The organism is Flavobacterium sp. LC2016-01 (assembly GCF_009711135.1).
Taxonomy (GTDB): Bacteria; Bacteroidota; Bacteroidia; order Flavobacteriales; family Flavobacteriaceae; genus Flavobacterium.
This window is the reverse complement of record NZ_WMIC01000006.1, coordinates 295,531-321,603: the sequence shown is the minus strand read 5'-3', so window position 1 is coordinate 321,603 and position 26,073 is coordinate 295,531. Positions and strand designations below refer to the sequence as shown.

General features: G+C 31.9%; 22 protein-coding genes and 1 tRNA gene. 11 read left to right on the top strand and 12 right to left on the bottom strand.

Features of this window, described 5'->3' with window-relative positions:
* Nucleotides 1-28 precede the first annotated feature (28 nt).
* The 6 genes from recQ to GKZ88_RS14425 all read right to left on the bottom strand — a co-directional run bounded on the left by recQ (nt 29) and on the right by GKZ88_RS14425 (nt 9,375).
* Nucleotides 29-2,146: a DNA helicase RecQ gene (gene recQ, locus GKZ88_RS14450; RefSeq protein ID WP_155103061.1), complete on the bottom strand. Its 2,118-nt coding sequence runs from the start codon at nt 2,144-2,146 to the stop codon at nt 29-31.
* Between the two features lie 130 nt (nt 2,147-2,276).
* Nucleotides 2,277-2,690 (bottom strand): DNA primase, encoded by a 414-nt coding sequence (locus tag GKZ88_RS14445; RefSeq protein ID WP_155103060.1) that lies wholly within the window; start codon nt 2,688-2,690, stop codon nt 2,277-2,279.
* Nucleotides 2,691-2,699: 9 nt separating this feature from the next.
* Nucleotides 2,700-3,668 carry a deoxyhypusine synthase family protein gene (locus GKZ88_RS14440; protein ID WP_133523891.1) on the bottom strand — a complete coding sequence of 323 codons (969 nt, stop codon included), beginning with the start codon at nt 3,666-3,668 and terminating at the stop codon, nt 2,700-2,702.
* A 104-nt stretch (nt 3,669-3,772) separates the two neighbouring features.
* Entirely contained in the window at nt 3,773-5,176 is a 1,404-nt protein-coding gene (locus GKZ88_RS14435; RefSeq protein ID WP_155103059.1) for an arginine decarboxylase, read from the bottom strand.
* 299 nt (nt 5,177-5,475) lie between these two features.
* Nucleotides 5,476-6,543 (bottom strand): 3-dehydroquinate synthase, encoded by a 1,068-nt coding sequence (gene aroB / locus GKZ88_RS14430; protein ID WP_155103058.1) that lies wholly within the window; start codon nt 6,541-6,543, stop codon nt 5,476-5,478.
* Between the two features lie 120 nt (nt 6,544-6,663).
* Entirely contained in the window at nt 6,664-9,375 is a 2,712-nt protein-coding gene (locus GKZ88_RS14425) for an O-antigen ligase family protein (RefSeq protein ID WP_155103057.1), read from the bottom strand.
* 161 nt (nt 9,376-9,536) lie between these two features.
* Here GKZ88_RS14425 and GKZ88_RS14420 point away from each other — a divergent pair, with 161 nt between their 5' ends.
* Nucleotides 9,537-10,706, top strand: coding sequence for a proline dehydrogenase family protein (locus tag GKZ88_RS14420; RefSeq protein WP_155103056.1), 1,170 nt, complete (start codon nt 9,537-9,539; stop codon nt 10,704-10,706).
* 286 nt (nt 10,707-10,992) lie between these two features.
* On the opposite strand, the gene GKZ88_RS14415 is transcribed toward GKZ88_RS14420, so the two are convergent.
* Nucleotides 10,993-12,783 carry an ABC transporter transmembrane domain-containing protein gene (locus tag GKZ88_RS14415; RefSeq protein WP_155103055.1) on the bottom strand — a complete coding sequence of 597 codons (1,791 nt, stop codon included), beginning with the start codon at nt 12,781-12,783 and terminating at the stop codon, nt 10,993-10,995.
* Nucleotides 12,784-13,047: 264 nt separating this feature from the next.
* On the opposite strand from GKZ88_RS14415, the gene GKZ88_RS14410 reads away from it, so the two are divergent.
* From GKZ88_RS14410 to GKZ88_RS14400, 3 genes are all read left to right on the top strand, one after another.
* Nucleotides 13,048-13,125, top strand: a tRNA-Val gene (locus tag GKZ88_RS14410).
* 258 nt (nt 13,126-13,383) lie between these two features.
* Nucleotides 13,384-14,340 (top strand): SMI1/KNR4 family protein, encoded by a 957-nt coding sequence (locus GKZ88_RS14405; protein ID WP_155103054.1) that lies wholly within the window; start codon nt 13,384-13,386, stop codon nt 14,338-14,340.
* Between the two features lie 154 nt (nt 14,341-14,494).
* The gene (locus GKZ88_RS14400) at nt 14,495-15,799 is read left to right on the top strand and encodes a M20/M25/M40 family metallo-hydrolase (protein ID WP_155103053.1); all 1,305 of its coding nucleotides are present in this window, start codon (nt 14,495-14,497) and stop codon (nt 15,797-15,799) included.
* A gap of 203 nt (nt 15,800-16,002) precedes the next feature.
* On the opposite strand, the gene GKZ88_RS14395 is transcribed toward GKZ88_RS14400, so the two are convergent.
* The gene (locus GKZ88_RS14395; RefSeq protein ID WP_155103052.1) at nt 16,003-17,058 is read right to left on the bottom strand and encodes a PQQ-binding-like beta-propeller repeat protein; all 1,056 of its coding nucleotides are present in this window, start codon (nt 17,056-17,058) and stop codon (nt 16,003-16,005) included.
* A gap of 485 nt (nt 17,059-17,543) precedes the next feature.
* On the opposite strand from GKZ88_RS14395, the gene GKZ88_RS14390 reads away from it, so the two are divergent.
* Both GKZ88_RS14390 and GKZ88_RS14385 read left to right on the top strand, forming a co-directional pair.
* On the top strand, nt 17,544-18,212 hold the full coding sequence (locus GKZ88_RS14390; RefSeq protein ID WP_230392527.1) for a GNAT family N-acetyltransferase: 669 nt from the start codon (nt 17,544-17,546) through the stop codon (nt 18,210-18,212).
* A gap of 108 nt (nt 18,213-18,320) precedes the next feature.
* Complete coding sequence (locus tag GKZ88_RS14385) at nt 18,321-19,475, top strand: PQQ-binding-like beta-propeller repeat protein (RefSeq protein WP_155103051.1); 1,155 nt, start codon at nt 18,321-18,323, stop codon at nt 19,473-19,475.
* Nucleotides 19,476-19,530: 55 nt separating this feature from the next.
* Here the strand turns inward: GKZ88_RS14385 and GKZ88_RS14380 are convergent, their stop codons facing one another.
* Entirely contained in the window at nt 19,531-20,376 is an 846-nt protein-coding gene (locus tag GKZ88_RS14380) for a class I SAM-dependent methyltransferase (RefSeq protein WP_155103050.1), read from the bottom strand.
* Between the two features lie 308 nt (nt 20,377-20,684).
* Between GKZ88_RS14380 and GKZ88_RS14375 the strand changes: the two genes are divergently transcribed.
* The 3 genes from GKZ88_RS14375 to GKZ88_RS14365 are packed head-to-tail and all read left to right on the top strand — an operon-like array spanning nt 20,685 to nt 23,284.
* Complete coding sequence (locus GKZ88_RS14375; RefSeq protein ID WP_155103049.1) at nt 20,685-21,551, top strand: chromate resistance protein ChrB domain-containing protein; 867 nt, start codon at nt 20,685-20,687, stop codon at nt 21,549-21,551.
* A gap of 59 nt (nt 21,552-21,610) precedes the next feature.
* Nucleotides 21,611-22,108: a hypothetical protein gene (locus tag GKZ88_RS14370; RefSeq protein WP_155103048.1), complete on the top strand. Its 498-nt coding sequence runs from the start codon at nt 21,611-21,613 to the stop codon at nt 22,106-22,108.
* A gap of 12 nt (nt 22,109-22,120) precedes the next feature.
* Nucleotides 22,121-23,284, top strand: coding sequence for a chromate transporter (locus tag GKZ88_RS14365; protein ID WP_155103047.1), 1,164 nt, complete (start codon nt 22,121-22,123; stop codon nt 23,282-23,284).
* Between the two features lie 15 nt (nt 23,285-23,299).
* Here GKZ88_RS14365 and GKZ88_RS14360 read toward each other — a convergent pair whose 3' ends face one another.
* Nucleotides 23,300-23,908: a class I SAM-dependent methyltransferase gene (locus tag GKZ88_RS14360; protein WP_155103046.1), complete on the bottom strand. Its 609-nt coding sequence runs from the start codon at nt 23,906-23,908 to the stop codon at nt 23,300-23,302.
* Between the two features lie 21 nt (nt 23,909-23,929).
* Entirely contained in the window at nt 23,930-24,223 is a 294-nt protein-coding gene (locus tag GKZ88_RS14355; RefSeq protein WP_155103045.1) for a superinfection immunity protein, read from the bottom strand.
* A 160-nt stretch (nt 24,224-24,383) separates the two neighbouring features.
* On the opposite strand from GKZ88_RS14355, the gene GKZ88_RS14350 reads away from it, so the two are divergent.
* Nucleotides 24,384-24,947 carry a hypothetical protein gene (locus GKZ88_RS14350; protein WP_155103044.1) on the top strand — a complete coding sequence of 188 codons (564 nt, stop codon included), beginning with the start codon at nt 24,384-24,386 and terminating at the stop codon, nt 24,945-24,947.
* Nucleotides 24,948-25,004: 57 nt separating this feature from the next.
* On the opposite strand, the gene GKZ88_RS14345 is transcribed toward GKZ88_RS14350, so the two are convergent.
* The gene (locus tag GKZ88_RS14345) at nt 25,005-25,412 is read right to left on the bottom strand and encodes a VOC family protein (RefSeq protein WP_155103043.1); all 408 of its coding nucleotides are present in this window, start codon (nt 25,410-25,412) and stop codon (nt 25,005-25,007) included.
* 134 nt (nt 25,413-25,546) lie between these two features.
* Here GKZ88_RS14345 and GKZ88_RS14340 point away from each other — a divergent pair, with 134 nt between their 5' ends.
* Nucleotides 25,547-25,990, top strand: a complete 444-nt coding sequence (locus GKZ88_RS14340) for a PepSY-like domain-containing protein (protein WP_155103042.1) — start codon at nt 25,547-25,549, stop codon at nt 25,988-25,990.
* Nucleotides 25,991-26,073 lie beyond the last annotated feature (83 nt).

Below are 26,073 nucleotides of genomic sequence, written 5' to 3'. Positions count from 1 at the left end.
TATTTCTCCTTTGTTAAAAGGATAAAAATTATTGAATAGTTTGATGTTTTCTCTCCAAAAAAGCTAATCCAAAGCGAATTTTATCATAAGACACTTTTTCTTCAAAATATTCAAAGTACGGTTTTAACGCAGTAGGGTTTTCTAATTCTATTTGCGCTTTTTGTATTGCAGCAATTTCTTGATCAGAAACAAATTGGCTTAAATCTAAATCATTCCCGTCAACATATAATTTTGCTAAATGAGAAACAATTGTGGTTTCGCCGAGATTTCTTTGTCCGGCAATTTCTTCTATAGAAAGCCCGTTTTGAAATAACTCTAAAGTTTTTGCGTACGTGCTATCTTTTTTTTCTTTTTTAACAACCGATTTATTTTTATAAAATTGAATGATAGCATTTATAAACTCAGAACCATATTTTTCAAGTTTAGCCTTTCCAACACCTTCAACAGCAAGAAAATCCTCGTCGCTCATTGGTCTTAAGATTTCCATTTGTCTTAGAGATGCGTCACTGAAAATCACATATGCCGGAACTTCTTCTTCTTGTGCAATTTCATAACGTAATTTTCTAAGCGTTTCAAATAATGAATTTTTAGAGGCTTTTGCTTTCTCTTGTTTTATTTCATTTTTATCAATTACTTTCTTAACTACAGTTGTCAGCTTTACTTTTTCACCTTCAAACAAAACTTTTTTAGCAAAAGATGTCAGTAAAATTTTATTATGCTGATGAAAGGCAATTTCGCAATATCCCAAATTAATCAGCTGAATTAAATATTGATTCCAATCGTACCAAGAAATATCAGCTCCAATTCCGTACGTTTTTAGCGTTTGATAATTTTTTTCGTAGATATATGCGTTTTTCGAGCCTCTCAAAAAATCAACAATTACAGCCAAAGGTTCTGATTCCTGTAATCTAGTGATAGCAGAAAGTGCTTTTTGCGCGAGAGTCGTTCCGTCGAAAAATGTTGGAGGATTTTTACAGATATCACAATTACCGCAATTTTCAGTTACTAATTCTCCAAAATAGGAAAGCAATATTTTTCTGCGGCAGCTTAGAGCATCTGCATATTGTTTCATTCGATCTAATTTGGCAAGTTGAACATCAGAGTTCAATCCTTCAGAAGCAAATTTTTGAAGCTGAATCACATCGGCATAACTTTCAAATAAAACAGTTTCAGCAGGCATGCCATCACGACCAGCGCGACCAATTTCCTGATAATAACCTTCAATGTTTTTTGGAAGATTATAATGAATTACCCAGCGGACATTCGATTTGTCAATTCCCATCCCAAAAGCAATTGTGGCACAAACCACTTGGCAGTCATCATTGATAAATTCATCTTGCGTTTTTGCTCGTTTTGTATTGTCTAAACCTGCGTGATATGCTTTTGCAGCAATACCATTTTTGGATAATTTCTCAGCAAGTTCTTCTGTAGTTTTTCTGCTTAAGCAATAGATAATCCCAGATTCGTTGGGTTTGTTTTCAACAAAATCAATAATTTGTTTTACGCGATCTAATGCAGGTCGTACTTCAAGACTTAAATTCGCGCGATCAAATGATGCAACAAAAGTTTTCGGATTTTTTAAATTCAACTGTTTTGTTATATCTACACGAGTTGCTTTATCGGCAGTAGCGGTTAAAGCCAAAACTGGAGTAGAAGGGAAGCGGTTTTTTAAATATCCTAAATTTGTATATGCGGGTCTAAAATCATGGCCCCATGACGAAATACAGTGTGCTTCATCAATAGCAATTAAACTGATAGTCAATTCGTTAAAGGCATTATCCAAATAAGACAAACTTTCAGGTGCAATGTAAACGAGTTTAAAGGTATTTGATCTTAAATTGTCAATATAATACTGCTGTTCCTCAGAAGATTGACTGCTGTTAATAAAACAAGCAGCGATACCATTTGTTTTTAAACTGTCGACCTGGTCTTTCATTAATGCAATTAAAGGAGAAATTACAATTGTGATTCCTGGTAAAATAAGGGCAGGCAATTGAAAACAAATTGATTTTCCGCCACCTGTTGGCATAATTGCAAGCGTATCTTGACCAGATAAAACGGTTGTTATGATCGTTTCTTGATTTGGCCTGAATTTTTCAAATCCGAAATTCTCTTTTAGTTTGGCATGTAATAATTCTGAAGTCATGTAATAATGGGTATAATTTAAATAAATTGCAATAAAAAAATAAATATAATTAATTTCTTACAAATATAAATAGTAGTTGATAAAAAAAAGGAACTCAAAAGAGTTCCTTCGTTTTTATAATTTTAAATGATTAGTCTTCATCGTCTTCATCATCATCTTCTTCATCAGCGATATCGTCTGGGTCTCTGTCTTCGTCATCATCGTCACCGCCATCAGTGTCTGGTTTGTCTTGATTGTCATCATCTTCATCATCGTCAGCAGCATCATCGTCAAGATCAAGTCCTTTTACCGGTTCGATTGTATCAACATCAAGATCGATATCATCATCTTCGTCATAATTTTCAATTCTGTCAGCAAGCTTGGTACTAATTTTTACTAAATAAATAGTGTCTTCAGTACGTACTTCAACAGCTTCTACTAATTCGTTTTTAGCGTTTCTAAAACGGATAACATCCGAATCATCATAACCATCAGGAAATTTTTCAACCAAAAGGTTTAAAATTTCGTTTGTCAGTTTGGCGTAGTCTACTATAACTCTTTTCATAAAAATATCCTATAAATCTAATAAATATGCAAAAATTAACGGCGCAACGATTGTAGCATCCGATTCGATAATAAATTTAGGGGTTTTGATATCTAATTTACCCCAAGTGATTTTCTCATTTGGAACAGCTCCTGAATATGATCCGTAACTCGTTGTTGAATCAGAAATTTGACAGAAATAACTCCAGAAAGGAACATCGTGCATTTCCATATCTTGATAAAGCATTGGCACAACACAAATAGGGAAGTCACCTGCGATACCACCACCAATTTGGAAGAATCCGATACCGTTGCTGCTGTTTTTTGAATACCAATCTGCTAAGAAAGTCATGTATTCAATACCAGACTTCATTGTTGAAGCTTTTAATTCTCCTTTAATTACATATGATGCGAAAATATTTCCCATTGTACTATCTTCCCATCCTGGAACGATAATTGGAAGATTTTTTTCAGCTGCTGCATACATCCAGCTGTCTTTTAAATCAATTTCGTAATATTCTTCAAGAACACCAGACAATAACATTTTATACATGAATTCGTGCGGGAAATAACGTTCTCCTTTATCATCTGCATCTTTCCAAATTTTGTAGATATGCTTTTGAAGACGTCTGAAAGCTTCATGTTCAGGAATACAAGTATCTGTAACACGGTTTAATCCTCTTTCAAGCAGTGCCCATTCATCTTCTGGTGTCAAATCACGGTAGTTAGGAACTCTTTCATAATGAGAATGAGCTACTAAATTCATGATATCTTCTTCTAGATTGGCTCCAGTACATGAAATAATTTGTACTTTATCTTGTCTAATTATTTCTGCAAAAATTTTACCAATTTCAGCTGTACTCATAGCACCAGCCATACTTACAAGCATTTTTGAGCCGTTAGCCAGCTGTTGCTCGTACTCTTTAGCCGCATCTACTAGAGAAGCAGAGTTAAAGTGTAAATAATGTTTTTCAATAAACTGACTGATTGGTCCTTTCATTTCTTTTTTTTTTGTTTTTGTTTGAATTAAAAGTTTTTAACCTTTTACGATCTTACTGCAAATTAATAAATTTAAAGCTATTAACTTTTTAATTTGCCTAATTTTTATATTTTTTTCTTGTAGCCTAAAATTTTCAATACATCATCAGAAGTCTGTTGTTCTGAGAAAACTTCTGTTGCCAGAATACCATTTTCGTCACGATCTATCAAAATGTGTTTTGGCTGTGGAATCAAACAGTGGTGTAAACCGCCGTAACCTCCAATTGTTTCCTGATACGCACCTGTATTAAAGAAACCAATATATAATGGTTTTTCTTTGCTGTATTTAGGCAAATAAATGGCATTCATGTTTTGTTCAGAATTGTAATAATCGTCACTATCACAAGTCAGTCCGCCCAGTAGAACCCGTTCGTAAGTATCATTCCAGCGATTTATCGCCAGCATAATAAAACGTTTATTTATAGCCCAAGTATCTGGCAAAGTAGTAATGAACGATGAATCGATCATATTCCATTTTTCTCTATCATTTTGTTGTTTTTGATACAAAATCTGATAGATTGCGCCACCACTTTCACCTACTGTAAACGAACCAAATTCTGTAAAGATATTTGGTACATCAACTTCGGCTTCATCACAAGCGATTTTAATTTGATTGATAATTTCATCAATCATATATTGATAATCATATTCAAAAGCAAGTGAGTTCTTAATTGGAAAACCGCCTCCAATGTTCAAGCCATCAAGAGTAGGGCATTCTTTTTTAAGTGCAATGTAAACTTTAATACATTTTACAAGCTCATTCCAGTAATATGATGTATCGTTGATTCCGGTATTAATGAAAAAGTGAAGCATTTTAAGCTCTAGTTTATCATTCTCCTGAATTTGTTTTTTATAGAACGAAACAATGTTTTTATAACCAATTCCTAATCTTGAAGTATAAAACTCAAATTTAGGCTCTTCCTCAGCTGCAATACGAATTCCAATTTTGAATTTTCCTTTAATTTCGCCTTGAAGCAAATCAAGTTCTTCGTAATTATCAATAATCGGAATAGTGTTTTTATGTCCGTTATTAATTAATCTAGCAATATTACTAATGTATTCGTCTCTTTTAAAACCATTGCAGATAACATACGTACTTTTATTGATTTTTCCGTTTTCCAACAAATTCTCAACAATGTTGACGTCAAATGCTGACGAAGTTTCAATATGAATGTTATTCTTGAAAGCTTCATTCATAATGTATTCAAAATGAGAGCTTTTGGTGCAATAACAATAGTAATACTTTGCTTCGTATTTGTTCTTTTCCATTGCTTTTCTGAACCAAGATTTTGCCTTGTTGATGTTTTCAGAAATTTGAGGCAAATAAGTAAACTTTAAAGGTGTACCATATTGTTCAACCAGTTTCATTAAATCGATGTTATGAAACTGAAGGTTGTCCTTGTTTAGTTTAAATTCCTCCTGTGGAAAATAGTATGTTTGGTTTATTAGATCAGAATATTTTGTATTCATTTAATTTTCAATATTTTAATTTGTATTTAAATTTAGTAAAAAAACGGCGCTAAATCTAAAATTCAAACTCTAATATTGGCGAAAATAATCGGCAGTTTTTCGTGCTCGGCTTTTGAACATAAGAAAACATCAAAACAAAACGGACTTTTACTATTATAAAAACGGTTCAGCATTCTTAATAAAGAGCTGTTGAGTCTGTTTCTATATGAGCTGAAATGTCTTTGTTTTCTGTTTGTTTTCATCGAGGCAAATGTAAAAAATAATATATACCTAAAGCAATCCTTTTGATTAAAAAATATTTAAGATTTATAATCTTGAAACGCTTCTAGAATTAATTTATTTTCAACTGATTGGTTAATTTTTATTTTTCCGATTCCTTCGATCAGCGCAAACTGAATCAAGCCATATTCATTTTTTTTGTCGTGAATCAGTAATTCTAATATTGGATCAATGTCGTTTTCTTCGACAATTACATCATCATAAATACTTTTTATAGCAGTTTTGATTTCAGAATATTCGGCAACAGTAATTAAACCTTTCTGCAGCGAAATATAACTTTCCAGAATCATTCCGATGGCAATTGCTTCACCATGCAATAATGTTGTTTTAGTTTCGCTTTCTAAAAAGTAGCTTTCTATAGCATGGCCAAGCGTATGCCCGAAGTTTAATGCTTTACGAATATTTTTTTCAGTTGGGTCCTGAATTACAATATCATTTTTAATTTCAACAGAACGATAAATAAGTTCATCCAATCCGTTATAATCAATAGCTTTTATGTCTAAAAACTCTTTCCAGTATGCTGTATCATAAATAAGACCGTGTTTCAGCATTTCAGCTAATCCTGAACGCATTTCGCTTTGTGATAAAGTTTGAAGATATTCGGTATCGATCAAAACCATCTGAGGTACATTGATTACACCAATCTGGTTTTTAAGGTTTCCTAAGTCAACACCTGTTTTTCCGCCAACTGAAGCATCAACCATTGATAATAAAGTTGTTGGAATATTTATGAAATTAACACCTCTTTTAAAAGTAGAAGCAACAAATCCGCCTAAATCAGTAACAACACCGCCTCCTAAATTTATAATAAGTGCTTTTCTGTCGGCTCCAAGTTCAGTAAGTACATTCCAGATCTGAATACAAGTTTCGATATTTTTATTTTCTTCACCCGATTCAAATTCAATAATTTCGATATTTAAATCAGTTTCAATTTGAGGCAAAAGTTTAGAAAGACAATATTCATTTGTTTTATCGTCTACTATTATAAAGAGATTTGAATACTTAGTTTCTTTTAAATGCTTATTTAAAGCTTCGTACGCATTTTGGTTAAAATGCACGAAATAATTATTTGCTTGAATAGATTTCATACTTCCTAGGTTAATTGAGAGCGCAAAAATAAGGCTTTTTAACCTAAATAATATTCAAACTTTAGGCCTAATTTGTTTTAAAACGAATGATTCTAAATTAGGCATTCAATAGCATCAAAACTATTTACAGATTTTTGTTAATAATTGTTCTGCATCAGGATAGTTTTTGTTTTTTGATCTATTTAAATATTTGCAAGCATTAGTTTTATCATCTTCTTGCAAATAACATATTGAAAGAAAATATTCTGTTTTTCCATCATTTAAACCAGGATATTTTAATGCATTCAGCAAATAGGTGATTGCTTTTTTTGATTGTCCTGTCTTAAAATAATAGAAACCAATATTTTGTGCTGCATAAATACTCTTAGGGTCGATCTTTTCCGCTTTTTCATAAGACAAAAGAGCCTCACTCATTTTTTTCTGTTCTTCAAATTTTTGTCCTTCTGTAATATATTCAGCAATCAAAAAATCATTTTTTTGTTTCAATACAGTCTTTTCATCAACCATTTTTATGTTTTGAAAACTGGATATTATTTGCTTGGCTGCAGGATAACCTTTGTTTTTGGAAAGATGGAGATATTTTAAAGCATTCACTTTATCGTTCACTTTTAAATAACAAATGCCAAGATAAAATTCTGTTTTGCCATCATTTAAACCCGGATAATTCAGTGCATTTAATAAACTGCTGATCGCTTTTTTAATTTGGCCTTGCTTCAAATAATTAAAGCCAATATTTTGAAATGCATAAACATTTTCAGCGTCAATCTTTAAAATTTTTTCATATGATTCCAAGGCTTTGTTTAGTTTCGAATCGGATTCGAAATGCTGCCCGCCAACAAGATAATTGGTTATTAAAAGATTGTTTTTCATTTCTTTTAATATACTATCTTTTGGAAAAACTTTTAAACCTTGATTTACAAAAACAAGTAAATTTTTATAATTGTATCCTGATGTTCTAAGGCCTTTAGCGGCTTCTGCCCAGGTTCGACTCGTTGGTCTGTATTGATTAAACAATTTATGTTCTTTTATAATTTCTAAAGTATCTTTTCTAAATATCGCAAATTCGGAAGAAGCTTTATAAAGATCATAATCTCTAGGCCTTAAATAGAAAGCCTGTTTGGAATAAACGTAAGCGCTGTCCAGATTCCCTTTATTTCTGGAAATAATAACTTTATAAAATGGAATGCGACCAGAATAACCATTTATTTTACTTGCTTTTGAAAAACATTTTAGAGCCTTGTCATATTGTTTTTCACGAACATAGTAGATTCCTGCATATTCATAAAATGATTCTGAAGTGTTAAAAACATTTGGATATGCTGGCATTCTTTTAATGACTTCATCACCAGTAAGTACTCCCTTATTGCTCATGTTGATATTGTCACTAAAAATTAAATACTCTAAATGAGACGCTTTATAAATTACATATGCAGAAAAGCTGGTGATTAACGATATTCCAATTAGTATTGCAATTATAATTTTGGTCGGGGAATTGTTTGTAGATAATTTTGTTTGTAGAACTTCCGAATTATTTAATAAACTGAAAGCAAGCATTAAACTGAAAAAAATAGCCATTGTAGGCCTGTACATTGGAAAATTGAACAGGGAATCTATACCATGAACAACTAGTATCATTAAAATTAAAATAGAAAGCAACTCACATTCTTTATTAATTGATTTAATTACATTCTTTAGATTAATAATTAAAAGATAGACGAAAAGTGAAAAGTAAATAAGCCCATTGATAATTCCGGTTTCAGCTAAAATTTCAAGAAAATCATTGTGTGCATGCAACGAAACGACTGAATCGTTAGAAGTTGTTCTTTCATATGGAATTGATTCTATTTGATAATTACCTAATCCAATTCCTAAAAATGGATTTTTTTCACTCATTTTAAGTGCATTATTCCAGTATATCAGACGTGCTTTTGATGAGGCTTCTTCAGTATTTATCTGTTCAACTCTGTTTTTTAGTGAAACATATCGGGCGTTGTCTTTTGATTTATTAAATATTGAACCAGTAAAAATGATTGAAAGAAGAATTGGGAGGATTAAATAAGAAATTCTAATGAACGTTTCTTTCTTAAACGAATATTTTCTCCATACATATATAGTATAAATGATACACAATAAAAATATATTGATTAATGGTGTTCTTGCTCCAGTTAAGAAAATAACCGCCGTAACTGAAAAAAGGGCAACAATTAGAAAAAGCTTTTTGTAGTTTTTAAAGTAAAGTATTCCAATTAGTATAAATGGAATTTTTATTGTTAAACTAGCGGCTAAGATGTTTATATTACCCGTGTTACCTTTCATTCCGTTTAAAAGATTAATAACTGCAACATGTTTTGGGATAATAATAAATTGCGCTAATTGCTGCCAAGCCTGTATAAAAGCACTAAAAGAAACAATAAAAGCTATTTTATAAAATAGATCTAGTTTGTTTCTGAGAAAAATAGAAAGATTTATAAATAAGCAAAATACAATTACAATTTCTGTAATTTTTGTAAATACAAGTGATGTGTTTTTGGCTGTGAGATAGGATAAAGCGCAGAAAAAAACAAAGGAAGCATAAAGTTTTAAAATATAACTTTTCTTGAAAATTTGAATAATATTCTTCGAAATGAGATTTGAATTGAGATATAAATAAATCCCAGTTACTGCATTCACTAAGGATAAATATAAAAACTGTGGATTGATAATTTCCAGACTTTTAAAGTAAGGAAAGAAGTCAATAATTAATAAGGAAACTATAAAACATAAAACTATTAAATTTGGAAATGAACTTTTTCCTTTAGTTTCATTAACTATATTTTCAACAGTATCCTTCATGATGATTTTTATTTTTTTGCAAAAATACACAAAAACAACAGTAAAATCCTACTTTTTAAATATGAAATTTTCCTAAGCCAATTATAGATATTAAAAAATATCATACGATTTCGTGAATAATATTCAAAACACTCTATATCTTTGCACAAAAACTAAACTTAATGGAAAAAATATTCGATAACACTCAAGTAGCATTTTCGCTAAAAAGTGATACTGAACTTGACAGAGCTTACTTTCTTTTTAAAATGATTGACAGCGAGCCTCTTGTAAGAATTGGAACTGCTGTAACTAATTTTGCTCTTAAAGCGCACCTTCCGGTGGAAGGATTGATTCGCGCGACTGTTTTTGATCACTTTTGCGGTGGTGTAAATGAAAATGATTGCCTTTCGGTAGTAGATAAAATGTTTACAAAAGGTGTTTCATCTGTATTGGATTATTCAGTTGAAGGAAAAGAAGAAGAAGAGCAGTTTGATGCCGCTCTTGAAATGACATTGAGAACTATTGATTTTGCTAAAGAACGTTTGGCAATTCCGTTTGCGGTTTTCAAGCCAACTGGTTTAGGACGTTTTGAATTATATGAAAAAATAGGAGAAAAACAAACGCTAACTCCTGCAGAGCAAGCAGAATGGGATAGAGTAGTGGCACGTTTTGATCAAGTTTGCAGTGAAGCTCATAAAAAAGATGTGGCGTTGTTAATTGATGGTGAAGAAAGCTGGATGCAGGATGCTGCTGATGATTTAGTAACCAATATGATGCGTAAATACAATAAAGAAAAAGCAATTGTATTTAATACGTTACAGATGTATCGTTGGGATCGTTTAGATTATTTGAAAAAATTACATGAAATTGCCAAGAACGAAGGTTTCTTTATTGGAATGAAATTAGTTCGTGGTGCTTACATGGAAAAAGAAAATAAGCGTGCAGAAGAAAAAGGATATGTTTCGCCAATTTGCGTTTCTAAAGAAGCTACAGATGTAAATTATGACGCAGCTGTACAATATATGTTAGAGCATTTAGACACTATGGCCATTTTTGCAGGAACTCACAATGAATTGAGTTCTTATAAATTAATGGAAATGATGGCTCAAAAAGGAATAGCTAAAAATGATAACAGAATCTGGTTTGGTCAATTGTACGGAATGAGCGATAATATCAGCTACAATCTTGCTGAAAATGGTTATAATGATGCTAAATACTTGCCATTTGGACCAGTTAAAGACGTTATGCCATACTTGATTCGCCGTGCTGAAGAAAATACTTCAGTTGCAGGACAAACAAGCCGTGAATTATCAATGATTAAAGCGGAACGTAAACGTAGAAAAGGGAAATAGTTTTCCGTTTTCTGTCTCAGTTTACAGTTTATATATAAAAAGCTCCAATTTTTAATTGGAGCTTTTTTTGTTTTATTTGGATATTCCTTTATAAACTGGACTGAAGTCCAGCTCTACAATATGGTTTGTTCCTTCGGAACTGCTAAAGAGTCTTTGGCTCGATTATATTGTAGGGCCGGACTTTAGTCCGGTTTAAATCGATTTTAGATTTTCCCATAAAAAAAACTCCATTTGTAAAATCAAATGGAGTTTTTTTATAATTGGAATTTTTAAATTGAAATTTAATTTAAGAATTACTAAACTGTAAATTACTTAAGTTTTTATAAATTCCGTTTTCAAGATTTATTAATTCCTGATGCGTTCCTTCTTCGGATATTTTTCCGTTATCTAAAACTAGAATTTTATCAGCATTTCTAATAGTCGAAAGTCGGTGAGCGATGATAATACTAGTTCTTCCTTCCATTAATACTTCTAAAGCTTCCTGAACCAGTTTTTCGCTTTCGCTGTCTAAAGATGATGTTGCTTCGTCTAAGATCAAAATACTCGGATTTTTCAGCAAAGCTCTTGCAATTGCAATACGCTGACGTTGTCCACCGGACAGTTTAACACCACGTTCTCCTACTAATGTTTCAAATTTTTCTGGAAAGCCTTCTACAAAATTAAAAGCATTTGCCTGTTTTGCAGCAGCGATAATTTCTTCGTCTGAAGCATCTGGCTTTCCGTAAGCAATATTTTCTCTGATTGTTCCTCCAAATAAAATCACATCCTGAGGAACAATACTCATATTTCCACGCAGATTTTCTAAATCATAATCATGAATATTTTTTCCATCAACAAGAATTTCTCCAGATGTAATATCATAGAAGCGCAGTAATAAAGACGAAATTGTCGATTTTCCTGCACCACTAGGTCCCACAATGGCAATTTTTTGTCCAAATTCGGCAGAGAAATTTACATCTTTCAAAACCTGAACTTCTTTTCTTGATGGATAATGGAATGCCACATTTTTAAAAGTAACATTTCCTTTTATCTTCTCAATTGCATGTACTTTTGAACTTGTATTGATTGCTTCTGGAGTTTCTTCTAAAAGTTCAAAAACACGTTCAGTTGCACCAACAGCTTTTTGAATCTGAGCATACATTTCGGCAATTCCTCCAAAAGAAGCACCAATAAAAGTAGTATAAAGAACAAAGGAAATCAAATCACCAACGCCTTCAACTTCGCCTTTTATCGTTAAGGTAATTCCGTACCATACGACGGCAACCACGCATCCAAAAAGACATAAAATAATAAACGAAGCAAAATAACCTCTGTATTGTCCGCCTTTTATAGCAATTTTTACAATTTCTCTGATCTTGTTTTTGTAACGCTGGATTTCATACCATTCATTGGCAAAAGCTTTAACATTGCTTATTCCTTGTAATGTTTCTTCAACAATTACCTGGCTTTCGGCCACTTTATCTTGCGTTTTTTTTCCGTATTTGCGAATAAATCTTCCAAATATTACTGCAGCAACCGCAACGACTGGAACAATTGCCAGCATCATGAAAGTCAATTTCGGACTTATGGTTCCTAAAATCACAAATCCACCAATAATTAAGATGAATTGACGCAGAAATTCGGCTATTGTTGTGGTGAAAGTGTCTTGCAATTGCGAAATATCAGCACTAATTCTACTGTTTAGTTCACCAACACGTTTTTGCGAATAGAATGACATTGGCAGTTTTACCAGATTTTCATACAATGCAAAACGAATGTTCGACAATGAATTTTCGGTAAAATTTACAAATAATGAGATTCTGAAAAAAGAGAAAATCGCCTGCAAAGTCAAAATTCCCATTAAGGCAATGGCAATTTCATTTGCCTTATCTAGATCTTTATTGGTTACACAGTCAACGAGCATTCCCATTAATTTAGGAAAGGCTAGGGCAGTGGCACTAGTTAATAAAAGGAAAATCAAGCCAAGGAAAAATTTCCATTTGTGGTTCTTGGCATATTTAAAAATTCGGAGTGCTTTTTGAAGGGAGTTAGAGTCTAATTTAGCTTTCGGTAAATCGTTTTCTTGAAATCTAGCCATTTGAATATACAATTAAGGTACGCAAAGGTATGATTATAGCAAGTGAATACAAAAGAATATTATGAATTAGCTTTTGAGTTTTTGATTTTTAACTAAATTTAAGAAAATAAAGATTTTTTTTAGTTTTTTAAATCACTGAAAAATAGCTTTCTAAATATTTTATTAAAATTTTCTTTTACTTTTTTTTGAAAAACGCTTGCAAATTCGAAATCTAGCTGTATATTTGCACTCGCAATCACGAAATGATAGCAACCTAGTAAAATAGGGCGATTAGCTCAGCTGGTTCAGAGCACCTCGTTTACACCGAGGGGGTCGGGGGTTCGAACCCCTCATCGCCCACCAAGAAACTCCTTAAGAAATTAAGGAGTTTTTTTATCTATCATACTTCTATAATTCATTATTGTTTCAAAAATAATCTCAATTTATTAAAAAACACCAATTCTAGCATTTTGTTTTTGCATACTATTGCAAAAGCTTTTACTTGATTACCTAGCTCATATACATTGAAAAAAAGATAGATTTATATTATAAAGTAGTATATATAAGCAAGTTGCTAGTAATTTTGCAAGACAGGAATCTTAACAATATTTAGAAAATTATATGATAATAGATATTTGGAAACAACCTGCAGAAGGTTTTACGGAAAAAACAATTGGAAGAACAGAAGAGCAAATCCTTCAAAAAGAAATCGAAATTGGATTTAAATTTCCAGCACTTTATAAAGAACATATGAAACTACAAAATGGTGGTCTTTTATGGAAAAGTGCTTTGAATTATAACGGAGAAGTAAATGAACTTTTGTGTAATGATGCTCGTTTTGATCCAATAATTAATCACAATGGTTATAAGACCTTAAAGGATGTTTTAGTAGAATATATGGACAAAGAGAAATTAGAAAATTCTTCAGATACAAATTTTCTTTATTTAGACAGACTTCCTATTCTTTCCACTATGAATGGTCATACAATATTGTGTTTTGACTATGGTTATAATGTTGAAAACGAATATGAAACACCCGAAATTGTATATTTTGAATTAGAATGTGCCGAAAATGGCTATGAAGAGAGAATAAGATTAAAATCTTATGATGAATTAATTAATAATTTAGTTTATTATGGCTATGAATCGACTTCATTTTATATTGGTATAAAATCAAATGAATCCATTGATAAAATTGCTGAATTGATTGACAAATCACTTGAGTTACAACTTGAAACAAAGACAGATGATTATTACGGTTGGTACAACTTCGAAAAATGGTATTTGGGAAAATTAAAGCTAAATACAAGCCTGTTGGCAGATATTAAATTAACACCCAATCAATTTTTGAGTAAAACATTCCTTTTTCAAAACAACAAAGAATTTAATTATGTTATTGATATTGATCTAAGACTTGGGGTAGATTCTTTTCAAGACAACTCCAATAATTTAAAGTCAATCATAATGGAAAAGTTTCAACCATTTTTATCGAATGTAAATTGGAACTTTTTAGAAATACCATTTCATAAGGAGAATAAAATTGAATTAGAAAAGGTAATGCAAACGTTCCAATATTAAAAAACAAACGAATCAAACTAAATGACTGGAAATTACTATAACTGAAAGTTACAAAACCTCATATTTTTCAATTAAAAACGTTTTCGGACACTTAATTTTGTAAATAATTAACTTACTTTTGGTTTAACTCAAATGTTATTTATAAAAGTAAAATATGAAAAAAATTATTGTAAGTATTTTTGTTCTAAGTCAATGTTTTAATGTACATGGACAATCGATTGATAAAATTATTACGAACAAGGAAGTAACTCGTATAGAGAAAATACTTTCTGCTGATGATATGCAGGGCAGGAGAACTTTTACTCCGGGTATTGACAAAGCGTCAGCCTTTATAGAATCAGAGTTTAAAAAAATTGGTTTGCAAACTTTTAATGCTGCAACGAATTACAGACAAGAATTTTCGATGACGGCCTCTAAAGCAGTTTCTTCAAAAATTACTATTGATGGCAAAGAAATAAACAATAATCAAGTTGTAACATTCTCATACCTTCCTCAAGTTTCTTTAACTGAAAAAAGCGATATTTCTATTGTAAAAATTAATAAAGGGGATAACATTGGTCAGAAATTTAATGAATATTATAAAAGTCCAAAAAATCTTTTGGTCCTAGTTGACCCTTCATTTGATAGTGTTTTACCGAATATTCAACATATTGATCGAGTAACTGCTAATCCAGGAAACAATACAATTATGTTTGTTTTTGGCACCATCGAAGCGACCACTTTTTCTGTTGAATTAACGAATACAATCTCCAAAAAAACATTGAATAATGTTGTTGGAATATTACCCGGAAAAACGAAACCAAATGAATATGTGATTTTTTCAGGGCATTATGATCATTTAGGAGTAGGCTCTCCTGAAGAAGGTGCTCCGCATCCTGCAACAGATTCTATTTATAATGGTGCAAATGATGATGCCGCTGGAACAACAGCCGTAATTATGCTGGCGAAATATTTTAAAAAACAAAACAACAACGAGCGTACTATTATTTTTACCACATTTGTAGCTGAGGAAATAGGTGGTTATGGAGCCAAATATTTTTCTAAACAGCTTGTGCCAGAAAAAGTGATTGCAATGTTCAATATTGAAATGATAGGAACAGAATCTAAATGGGGTAAAAACTCTGCTTACATTACAGGCTTCGAAAAGTCGAATATGGGACAGATTTTACAAACTAATTTAACCGGAACAAGTTTTACGTTTTATTCAGATCCTTATCCAGACCAACAATTATTTTACCGTTCAGACAACGCTACATTAGCCAGGCTTGGAGTTCCTGCTCATACCATTTCTACTTCAAAAATGGATAATGAGCTAACGTATCACACAGCCGATGATGAATTTGAAACGTTAGATATTGATAACATGACCCAAATAATAAAATCAATTGCATTAAGCTCTTCTTCGATTATTAGTGGAAAAGATACGCCTACAAGAGTAAATACTACTCAATTGAAATAACTATTAAAAGGAGTGCTTTTTATAGCGTTTTCCAATTGTAATTTTCTTCAAATCCTGCATAAAATGGTTCGTAATAACCATCAAGAAACTCCTTAAGAAATTAAGGAGTTTTTTTATAATTTGATACCGAAATCTTTCTTTATTTCTCAAACAATAGTCATAGAAATCCAAAGGAAAGTCAATTTTCAATTCAAGTGGATTGGCTATTTTAAAACCCATATTTCATTACCACCCGTTGGGAAATAAATTTTATTGTTCTCTATAATTGGTGTTATAAGACCAAAATTAAATTGCTGCATAAAATTGATATTTCCAGTTTTCTTATTTACAGAATATAGTTTTCGATTTATTGTTCCAAAATACACGCTTTCTTTAAAATTTACTACACTAGTTTCTACTTGATCATTTTTCAAATTCAATAACCAGTTCGTTTTACCGTTTTCAATATTTATTGATAGAACCTTGTTGTTGTATGTGCTGAAAATTACATTGTCATCCGCTAGATTTGGTTCATAGTGCAGATCACAATTTATTGATTTTGACCAAATTTCATTTCCATTTTGATAGTCTAACATCAAAATTTTTCCTTCTTTTAAATCTTTATTAAGAAAAACTAAAAGTCCTTTGTCTGTTGTATATTGGCTAATCGTTTTAAAATTTTCATATTTGTTTTCCCATATAATTTTTCCATTTTGATTATTAATTGCTGAAAGTTTAGCATTAAAGTCTGAAAAACCTAGATATATCATTTCTTTAAAAAAAGCAGGCCCATTTGTTTCTGTATTATTAGAAGCTTCTGGAAGAAACCAAATTACTTTTCCAGTTGTCTTATCTATTTTACTAAATCCATTTCCTAAGACTGACCCGTAAATGAACTGATTATACTGAGATAAATCATTTCTTAAATTTATTTCACCTTTAATCTTCCACTTTAATTTACTCGTTTTATCAAAACAATTTAGATCCGAATTATATTCTGTTAAAAACAAGTTTTGATCTACTATCAAAGGTTTATGGATTGGATTGTAGTCTGTTTTAAAGTTTAGCTCAACTTTTGCATTTTCTAAGTTTACAGCATAAAAATTTCTGTTTAAATCTGCAAAATACAATAGATTGTCTTTTAAAACTAAAGAAGATGGCATCCAATCAAACGTATCGTTTTTCCAAAGCAGTTGTACATATTCTTTATTAGTTTCTACTTTTTTACAATTTAAAAGAAGTATAAAAAAAGAGCATATTAGATATTTGATGATTTTCATTTTTGATGTGATTTATTTTATGATGCTACTTGTGCGGGTTTACACAAAAATTTAAAAATCCCTTTCATTTTGAATAGCCAACCTTATCATTTTGATAGTTTTTTAAAAGATAAAAATTCTTTTTATTTTATAAAATAATGATATTCAGTGTTTTGTTTCGTTTTGTTTGATATGGCATGCCATTTGTTTTTGTTCGGTAAATCAATAGGATAAGCATTGATTTTGAAACAAGAAAAGTTTTTTCGACAACCGTCATAACTATCAACACTAATTCAGAACAAATATGAAAGCAAATAAAACAAGAAGTAAGGAGATTGCAAAACTATATGCAACAAATAAATCGATGCGTAACAAAGATAGGTTCATTAATTTAATGGTGTTTGGCATCGTTTTTTTTATTGCTGTTTTGCTAATCTCTCAAATCGTGTAATCATATCATTTAGAACTTTCACATTGTATTTCCTCACTATATACCTAAAAAGATTATGAAAATTATAGACCCCATAATAGATCCAAAAATAAACCTAACAAATAAAAACTTCTTTTTTTCCAGCTCATTTCGTAACAGAAACACATTTTCGGCTGTCGAAGAAACTGAGGAATCGGTTGAATTCACTATTGAAAAAGCCAGATCAGCTCATACTTTCTGGATCAGGGAAATCTGCGAAGTAACATTATCCTCTGCACTAGCACGCGGCACCGGTATTTCAGGTCGCTCACCTGAATATCTTGAAACGAAGATGACAAAAGGCGAGGCAGTGATTGCTTTTGCATCAGATGGGCGATGGGCTGGTTTCTCTTTTATTTCTTCTTGGGAGAATGGCAATTTTGTTTCTAATTCAGGACTCATCGTAGCACCAGAATTCAGACATACCGGACTTGCAAAAAAAATTAAAAGAAAGATTTTCGAGCTGAGTCGTGAAATGTACCCTGATGCTCGCATTTTCAGCTTAACTTCGGGTCTTGCGGTTATGAAAATGAATCATGAACTCGGTTTTGAACCAGTTACTTTTGCAGAACTGCCTTCAGATGAAATGTTTTGGGAGAGCTGTAAATCATGTGTAAACTGTCCGATATTGATGAGCAAGGAAAGAAAAAACTGTTTATGCACCGCAATGCTTTATGATCCAAAACAAAATGCTGCAGTTGTTTAATAAAGAATAACCTCTAAAACATTTTAATTATATTTGGCATAGAAATTTATTTGTTTGGCAAATTTATTGCTGAACAAATAAATCAAATCATCAAACCCAAATCTTAAAATGAAGAAAAACCTAATAACGCTGCTGTTTCTATTTACAGTTGTAAATATTTTTGGACAAGCTCCAACACTTACTGACGTAGTCTCTAACAAAGTCATAAGACCGCTTAAAAAAGTGCCGTTAGATGAAGCATCGATTCTAATTTATGATTACGACGGATCTCTTTTTTCGTATGATTTAGAATCGGAACAAATTGGCTGGACTGTAAAAGCTACGGATCACTTTACTGAAATGTGCGCAAATCTGGTAACGCTGCACGATGGCGTTGTGTATGTTCCGTTTATAAATGGTGAAATTTTCGCAGTTGATAACCAAACCGGTGATATTTTTTGGAAATCGAGATTAGGAAATAGTACAGATCAAATTGTCCTAAAAAACCAAATTCCGATCATCAACAATGGAAAACTTTATATAACTGCCCAAAATGGCAACATTTACGCGCTTAACACAAAAGACGGCAGTTTAGCATGGAGCTACAAGCTGGATTCTACTAATAATGATATTCCGGTTCTCTATCTTAATAACAAAATTTTTGCTCAAAGCGCGTCGAGCCTATATAGTTTTGATGCCAATACAGGAAAAGTTCTTGCCCAAAAAAGCTTTGAAACGCCTATCTACGGAAAACCAGCAACTGATGGTGAAAATGTATTTATAGCAAATGAAAAAAATGTACTTTATGCCTTAAGCCCTGATAAATTAGATGTTTTATGGCAATTTAATTTAGATGAAAATCAATTTAATGTGAAGGAGCGCATATTCTGCAAAGACAAAAAAGTATATTTTGCAGCGCAAGGAACCACGGTTTCTACTTTATACGCAGTTGATTCAAAAACTGGAACTCAAATATGGAGAAGAGATTTTGCAGCTGATAATATCGAATATATTACTGAAGACAATGATAATATTTGGGGATATACCCGCAAAAGAAAACTTTTTCAAATTGACATAACAAATGGCGAAATAGCATTTGAAATGAAACTTACAACCATGCCTATTTCAAATATTGAGTTTCCTGTTGACGATACGATATTCTATTATTGTGATGCTGGCTTAATTAAATTTGATTTAAGCACAAAAGATGAAGACATGTATTATATGCGAACTTCTCTTAAAGATGATCCTTACAGCGCCTATTTAAAGATAATCAAACAATAAAAAAAGAAGCCTTCTCCTCATAGAGAAGGCTTTTTTTACTTTAACTAAAATTATTTTATTTCTCTCCATAAATAACCAATGCACTTGAATCAATTACAACATTTCCATCTGGATATTTTTGATTTACTAATGCAAAGGTTTCCTTTTTTATTTTTTCTTTCATTTCATCACTGGCTGTACTGAGCGCAGCTACAACAGGTGCTGCAACTTCTGTCTGCATTCCCCAATAGGCATCGACTGTTTTGCAGTTTAATTTTCCCGGCACTTCGACTTGAGTAATATTTTTTAATCCGGCTTGTGAAAATAAATCGGAAATAAAACCATCTTTTGCGCAGCGAAACATTCCCGGCGCACCAGGAGGAGGGGGTGGAAGTTCTAAATTCTTATTAATTGTCCCCAAAGTTGCAGTGACCCAAAAGTTTTTTTCAGGAACATTCCATACTGATGTTGCGATTCTACCTCCAGGTTTCAGTACCCGAACCATTTCTTTGGCTGCTAATTGCATGTCTGGAAAAAACATAAATCCAAATCGGCAGCTTATAGCGTCAAATGTATTATCACGAAAAGGAAGTTCGCTGACATCGCAAGTCAAAGTTTCAATGTTTTCAATCCCTCTTAACATCGCATTTTGTCGCGCTATTCTTAGCATATCATCGGCAAGATCTGTGAGCATTACTTTACCGCCGTTCAATTTTTCTGCAATTGTCAATCCAGGTTCTCCAGTTCCTGAAGCAATATCTAATATAAAATCTTTATTTTGTGGATTTATTAGCCTGATTATTTCATCTCCCATTGGTTTTAAAAAATCCATTACAAGGTCATCCCATTTCTTCCAGCCTCCAGAAAATTTGTTCCAAGACTGCTTTTGCTGATCGCGAATTTGTTCGAGGTGCGGTTCCATTTTCTTTAATTTTGATGGTTTATAATTGCTTTTGTTTTTACTAAAGTTAGAGGAGGGGCCTAACCGGTTTATATCAATTCAGAAATAGAAGAAATAAGATGAATGAGAATTTGTATTTTGGTATAAATTGATGCTTTTTTGAACATGCGAATATAAGAAATTTTAAAGCATAAATATTTGATTTTCAATTTATTAATTCTTATAACTAAAAACTTAGATTGATTACTAAAAAATCAGTTTAATTTATAAATTCTTGAAACCAAATGATTTTGTTAGATTTGAATATCAAAATCCTAAAGATTTAAATAATGAAATGGATTACCAGAGAGCGACCAAAAATAGACCGAATTGCATGTCCTTGGCTAATAAAAAAGTTTGTTGACAATGAAGCTGAATTTATTTATGTTCCATTTAATGAAGTTTTAGAGAAAGCAAAAGAATTAAATGCTACGCCATTTGATATTCCAGATGTTGAATTTACTCATTATGATGATCAAAGCACCTTCGACTATATCGTAAAAAAATATGAAATTAACGATCCCGCAATTTCAATTATAGCCGGAATTGTCCGTGGAGCAGATACAGACCGACATGATATTGCAAAAGAATCGGCGGGACTTTGGGCAATTTCAGCTGGGCTTTCTTATAATATTACAGACGATCACAAACTTCTGGAGACAGGAATGATTTTGTATGATGCCTTATTCAGCTGGGCAACGCATCTTTATAAACAAAATCATCTTCAGAACAGTCCTTTTGAAAACTTGCTTCATGAAGTTTATAATAAGTTTCTAAAAGACAAGAAATCTGGTATAAAAACGCCGACTTGGGTCAAAGATTTAAAAGAAATAATCCAAGATCAGATTGATGCTCAGTTTGCATTTGATCTAAAGAAAATTTCGAACGAATTAGATTTAAATCCGTCTTATTTATCTCGGGAATTTTCAAAGCATTTTGAAGATTTGAATTTTGGCGAATATGTAAGGAAACTTCGAATCGAAAAAGCAATAAGCCTTATTTCGAATTCATCGCATTCATTAACCGAAATTGCCTACATGACCGGATTTTCAGATCAAAGTCATTTCACCAGAATTTTTAAAGCGCATACTGGTAAAAATCCATCGTCTTATCGAAAAAAAACCGCAAAAAGTAATCCAGATACAAAAGGTAAATAAGATTCTATTTTAAAGGGGTATTGAACTTTAGTTTTGTTGTAATAACTAAAACTAAATCAATGTATTTAAAATTAACCTTTCTATTTACTATATTACTATCAAGCATTACGATTTCAGCTCAAACAACTTATCCTAAAATAACGGGGTATTTTGGTATTATGCATCCAATCGTTACCTTCAGCAGCGATGAAACGACAGTAAACTTTAGAGATTATTATGCTGTAGGTTTTCCAACGGGAATTAATATTTGGAAAAGTCAAAAGATTGGTTTTTCATTTGAGATGGTTCCAAATATAAAAGATGATAATGGCACAAGCAAAGTGAGTAATTTATTGTTTCATCCTGGAGTTTTGGTTGCATTAGGAAATGGCTACACATTTGCCGGACGAGCTGCTTTTGAAACAAGCGGAAGATACGGTTTTACACCTGTTTTTAATAAAACGTTTTTTAAAACCAGCAGTTGCAGTTACTACGCTGCAGTGCCTTTGCCAGTGCGCTTTGGCAACGATCACCCGAGCACTTTTACTATAGGTTTTCAATTTGGAATTGCTTTTTAAGTTTGTAGTATTATGATTGTGAATCCAAAATATACTTTAAGAGAATTAACACTTTATTTTCTGAAATTGGGAACAATCGGTTTCGGGGGACCAGTTGCTTTGGTGGGCTATATGCATAAAGATTTGGTGGAAGATCGGCAATGGATTTCTGACGAAGAATACAAAGAAGGCTTGGCATTAGCACAATTAGCTCCAGGTCCTTTAGCAGCTCAGTTGGGAATATATCTTGGATTTGTTCATTACGGTTTTTTAGGAGCTACTTTAGCTGGATTTGCTTTTATTCTTCCCTCTTTTATCATGGTAGTTTTGCTTGGAATGATATACAAAGTATACGGCGGTCTGGCATGGATACAGGCTGTATTTTACGGTGTAGGAGCGGCTGTAATTGGAATTATTGCAATTAGCTCCTATAAACTTACCTTAAAATCTATCGGCCAATTCAAGTTGGAATCTTTAAAATCAAAATGGCTGCTATGGCTGTTTTTTATTTTAGCCATAATTATAACTTATACAACGGAGCAAGAACAAATACTGCTTTTTATAGCTACGGGACTACTTTATATGACCATAAAGGCACCGCCTAACTGGTGGACTACCAAAACCGCAAATTCATTCGTATTTTTTCAAATTGCTTTTTGGGATTATGAAAGTACAGTCCTTGCTAAAATAGCAATTTTCTTCGCTACAGCCGGAACTTTTGTCTTTGGAAGCGGACTGGCAATTGTTCCTTTCCTGCATTCAGGAGTGGTTACAGAAAATGGATGGCTTACTGAGCAGCAATTTCTAGATGCGGTTGCTGTAGCTATGATTACGCCAGGTCCCGTTGTAATAATAGTTGGATTTATAGGTTTTTTAGTGAATGGGTTTCTAGGTGCATTGGTTGCGGCATTGGCGACATTTTTACCTTGCTATTTGTTTACCATTGCAATGGCTCCATATTTTAAAAAAATTGCACAAAACAAACCTGTCAAAGCTTTTGTTGAAGGGATTACTGCAGCGGTAGTAGGAGCACTTGTTGGATCTGTTATTGTAATAGCCAAAAGAAGTATAATTGACATTCCTACAGTATTCATCGCCATTTTGACTATTTTGGCTTTGATTTATGTAAAAAAAATTCAAGAGCCATACATTATTTTGATTGCTGGAATTATTGGAATATTCATAAAACTAATATAAGCCTAGAAAAATAAATTATTTTTTCTGAACTAAAACAACCCAGTCTCGTTGTGTATTCTCTTCTACAAAATTCTCGATTTCGTATTCTAACCGAAAGCCTAAATCGGTCATTATCCGCAAAACATTATCTCTCGACAAACAGCTGTAATAAAACGGTTCGCCAAACATTTGATCGGTATGTTCGTCATCTTTTTCTTTTCCATGAGTAAAAAGAAAATAGCCGTTGGGCAACAATAAATTATAAACCTTTGAATAAATTTCTTCCTGTCGTTTTTTTGGAAAATGAAAAAGAGAATCCCAAGCAATTATTCCATCGAATTTTTTATCGGTTTCAAAATCAAAAAAATCAGAGACAATAAACTGCGCGTTTTTAATTTCTTGTGATTTTGCAATTTCAATCATCTTTTCAGAAAAATCTATTCCAATTACGGAATGATAGTTTTCTGAAAAATACTTTGCAATTGGATTTCCTGTTCCACATCCAATATCAAGAATATTTCCGTTTGGTTTAATTTTTTGCGAAAAATCTATAATTGGTTTATTTACAGATGAATTATTCCTGATTTTGGCCCATTCGGTTACAATTTTATTATAAGATTTTTTGTTTACAGATGCCTTTTCCATGCTTCAAATGTATTTATTCCTTTATTTTTTCAGCTCAAGTTGACTATCTGAATTTTTACTTTTGGCATTCATCGCCCACATTAAACAAACAAACCATCCCAAAACTGTCCAGCCTGTTAACAGATTTAACAAAAGAATATATTTAAACTGAATCTTGTCACGGGCTATTATTGTTGGTATAAAATAGATTCCTAATGCAAAGAAACCTGCCATTATTTTTTCAATCGTAATTTCGTTATTTTCAAAAGGAAGACTGCTTTCTGGTAAAAAGGACTGAAAAAGAAAAATTTGAAAATCAAGGAAAATTATTTTCATTTAGTTATTTTGATTTATACTTAGTTGATAAAAAATTACTTTAAAATTTAATAATCGAATATAGAATATTTTTTGATTTAAAAATCAAGAAAAACTTTATTAAAACGAGTATATTCGTACTAACTGAAATCCAAATTTAAACCAACCCAAAACATAAACTATGATTAAAAAATTGCTTTTTTCCGTCCTAATAATTGGCGTTTTATCATTTACAAGCAATACTAGTGATGGAACAATTGAATTTAATTACCCCAAAAATAAGGAAGCGGTCTTGTTTATGAAAACGGATCAATTTGAAAATTTTGAAAAAGAATGGCGCGGTGAAGATTACTATTATTTATGCAAAGGCGGAAAAGACGATATTATTTGTTCGGTTCTTTTTTATAAGCTCAATAAGGATGAACAGAAAATGATGGTGGAGCCATTTGATCCTAAAGACCATACTACAAGTCCTATTATTCCATTAACTTATTTCTTGAATGGAAATTTGAAGAAATACGAGAAAAACAATGATATATGGGGCGAGCCAACAGATGATTTTATGTTTAGACAAAACGATATTACAGAAGTTGAGGGAATAAAAACAAAACAAAAACATATGTATGCCTACGGAATGTTTGGCAAAGATTTATTTATAAATGTGCATTTATCAAAGATTAATTATACAGCAAAAGATTCCATTACAATGAGGAAAATTTTAGCCGATTTGCAAAAGAAGAAATAAAAAAAAACTCCAGAATTATTAAGTTCTGGAGTTTTTTTTTATTTCTTCTTTTGTTTATTAAACCGGTTCCCAAAGTTCAATTTTATTGCCGTCAGCATCCATTATATGAGCAAATCTGCCGTAATCGTATGTGACAATATCGTCTAAAATAGTTACGCCGTTTTCTTTAAGTTTATCAATTAAACCTTCAATATTTTGCACTCTGTAATTGATCATGAATTCTTTTTTTGAAGGCGAAAAATATTCATCATTTTTTTTGAAAGGACTCCATTGAAGCGCTTCTTTCAAATCTGGATTATCAATGTTTCTTGATTCAAATGTCGAACCCCAGTCGTTTACTTCAAGTCCTAAATTTTTAGCATACCATTCTCTTGTTTCTTTTGGATTTTCAGTAAAAAAGAAAATACCGCCAACTCCAGTTACTCTTGGAATTGTCTTGTCATGTTGTTTATTTGAATCTTCCATATTTTTTTGGTTTTGAAATTTAAATATACAAAAAAACACTGCGCATAAAAACCAAATGCTTTCTTAAATTGATTTGAATAAAATGTTAGTTGTTGTAAATTAGCTACATATGATAAATTTTAAAAATTAAAATCATGAAAACACAACATATAATTACCGCATTATTATTCAGTTTTGCAATAACAGCCAATGCTCAAAAGAGAATTGAAACTTCTGAATTACCAAAACCTGCTCAGGAGTTTCTTCAAAAGCATTTTAATTACACCACCGTTGACATTGCTAAAAAAGATGCAGAGCACGGCGAAAAAGGATACGAAGTCAAATTAAAAGACGGAACCGAAGTCGAATTCTGGAAAGATGGCTCGTATCGCGAAGTTGATGGAGGAAAAAATCCAATTCCAACTGATTATATTCCGGCAAATATCAGAGATTATATTTCGAAGAATTATCCCAACGAAAAAATTACGCATATCGATTACGGGCATAAGGATGTTGATGTCGATTTGACAAACCAAATTGATTTAGAATTTTCGAAAGATGGAAAAATTCTCAAAGACAAAAACAATAACATTAAATAAATTTCGTTTTTAAAGTTCCGGAAGCTTCATATTTCGGAGCTTTTTTCTAAATTTTGAGTATAAACTTTTTACAACTGTGTAAA

Excerpts from the sequence above, each read along its gene's own strand:
- GKZ88_RS14345 (WP_155103043.1), bottom strand. The coding sequence starts at position 25,412 with ATGGAAGATTCAAATAAACAACATGACAAGACAATTCCAAGAGTAACT.
- GKZ88_RS14360 (WP_155103046.1), bottom strand. The coding sequence starts at position 23,908 with ATGGAAAAGGCATCTGTAAACAAAAAATCTTATAATAAAATTGTAACC.
- GKZ88_RS14390 (WP_230392527.1), top strand. The coding sequence starts at position 17,544 with ATGAAAATTATAGACCCCATAATAGATCCAAAAATAAACCTAACAAAT.
- GKZ88_RS14385 (WP_155103051.1), top strand. The coding sequence starts at position 18,321 with ATGAAGAAAAACCTAATAACGCTGCTGTTTCTATTTACAGTTGTAAAT.
- GKZ88_RS14380 (WP_155103050.1), bottom strand. The coding sequence starts at position 20,376 with ATGGAACCGCACCTCGAACAAATTCGCGATCAGCAAAAGCAGTCTTGG.
- GKZ88_RS14435 (WP_155103059.1), bottom strand. The coding sequence starts at position 5,176 with ATGAATACAAAATATTCTGATCTAATAAACCAAACATACTATTTTCCA.
- GKZ88_RS14350 (WP_155103044.1), top strand. The coding sequence starts at position 24,384 with ATGATTAAAAAATTGCTTTTTTCCGTCCTAATAATTGGCGTTTTATCA.
- GKZ88_RS14340 (WP_155103042.1), top strand. The coding sequence starts at position 25,547 with ATGAAAACACAACATATAATTACCGCATTATTATTCAGTTTTGCAATA.
- GKZ88_RS14355 (WP_155103045.1), bottom strand. The coding sequence starts at position 24,223 with ATGAAAATAATTTTCCTTGATTTTCAAATTTTTCTTTTTCAGTCCTTT.
- GKZ88_RS14365 (WP_155103047.1), top strand. The coding sequence starts at position 22,121 with ATGATTGTGAATCCAAAATATACTTTAAGAGAATTAACACTTTATTTT.
- GKZ88_RS14425 (WP_155103057.1), bottom strand. The coding sequence starts at position 9,375 with ATGAAGGATACTGTTGAAAATATAGTTAATGAAACTAAAGGAAAAAGT.
- GKZ88_RS14440 (WP_133523891.1), bottom strand. The coding sequence starts at position 3,668 with ATGAAAGGACCAATCAGTCAGTTTATTGAAAAACATTATTTACACTTT.
- GKZ88_RS14445 (WP_155103060.1), bottom strand. The coding sequence starts at position 2,690 with ATGAAAAGAGTTATAGTAGACTACGCCAAACTGACAAACGAAATTTTA.
- GKZ88_RS14370 (WP_155103048.1), top strand. The coding sequence starts at position 21,611 with ATGTATTTAAAATTAACCTTTCTATTTACTATATTACTATCAAGCATT.
- GKZ88_RS14395 (WP_155103052.1), bottom strand. The coding sequence starts at position 17,058 with ATGAAAATCATCAAATATCTAATATGCTCTTTTTTTATACTTCTTTTA.
- GKZ88_RS14405 (WP_155103054.1), top strand. The coding sequence starts at position 13,384 with ATGATAATAGATATTTGGAAACAACCTGCAGAAGGTTTTACGGAAAAA.
- GKZ88_RS14415 (WP_155103055.1), bottom strand. The coding sequence starts at position 12,783 with ATGGCTAGATTTCAAGAAAACGATTTACCGAAAGCTAAATTAGACTCT.
- aroB (WP_155103058.1), bottom strand. The coding sequence starts at position 6,543 with ATGAAATCTATTCAAGCAAATAATTATTTCGTGCATTTTAACCAAAAT.
- GKZ88_RS14375 (WP_155103049.1), top strand. The coding sequence starts at position 20,685 with ATGAAATGGATTACCAGAGAGCGACCAAAAATAGACCGAATTGCATGT.
- GKZ88_RS14400 (WP_155103053.1), top strand. The coding sequence starts at position 14,495 with ATGAAAAAAATTATTGTAAGTATTTTTGTTCTAAGTCAATGTTTTAAT.
- GKZ88_RS14420 (WP_155103056.1), top strand. The coding sequence starts at position 9,537 with ATGGAAAAAATATTCGATAACACTCAAGTAGCATTTTCGCTAAAAAGT.
- recQ (WP_155103061.1), bottom strand. The coding sequence starts at position 2,146 with ATGACTTCAGAATTATTACATGCCAAACTAAAAGAGAATTTCGGATTT.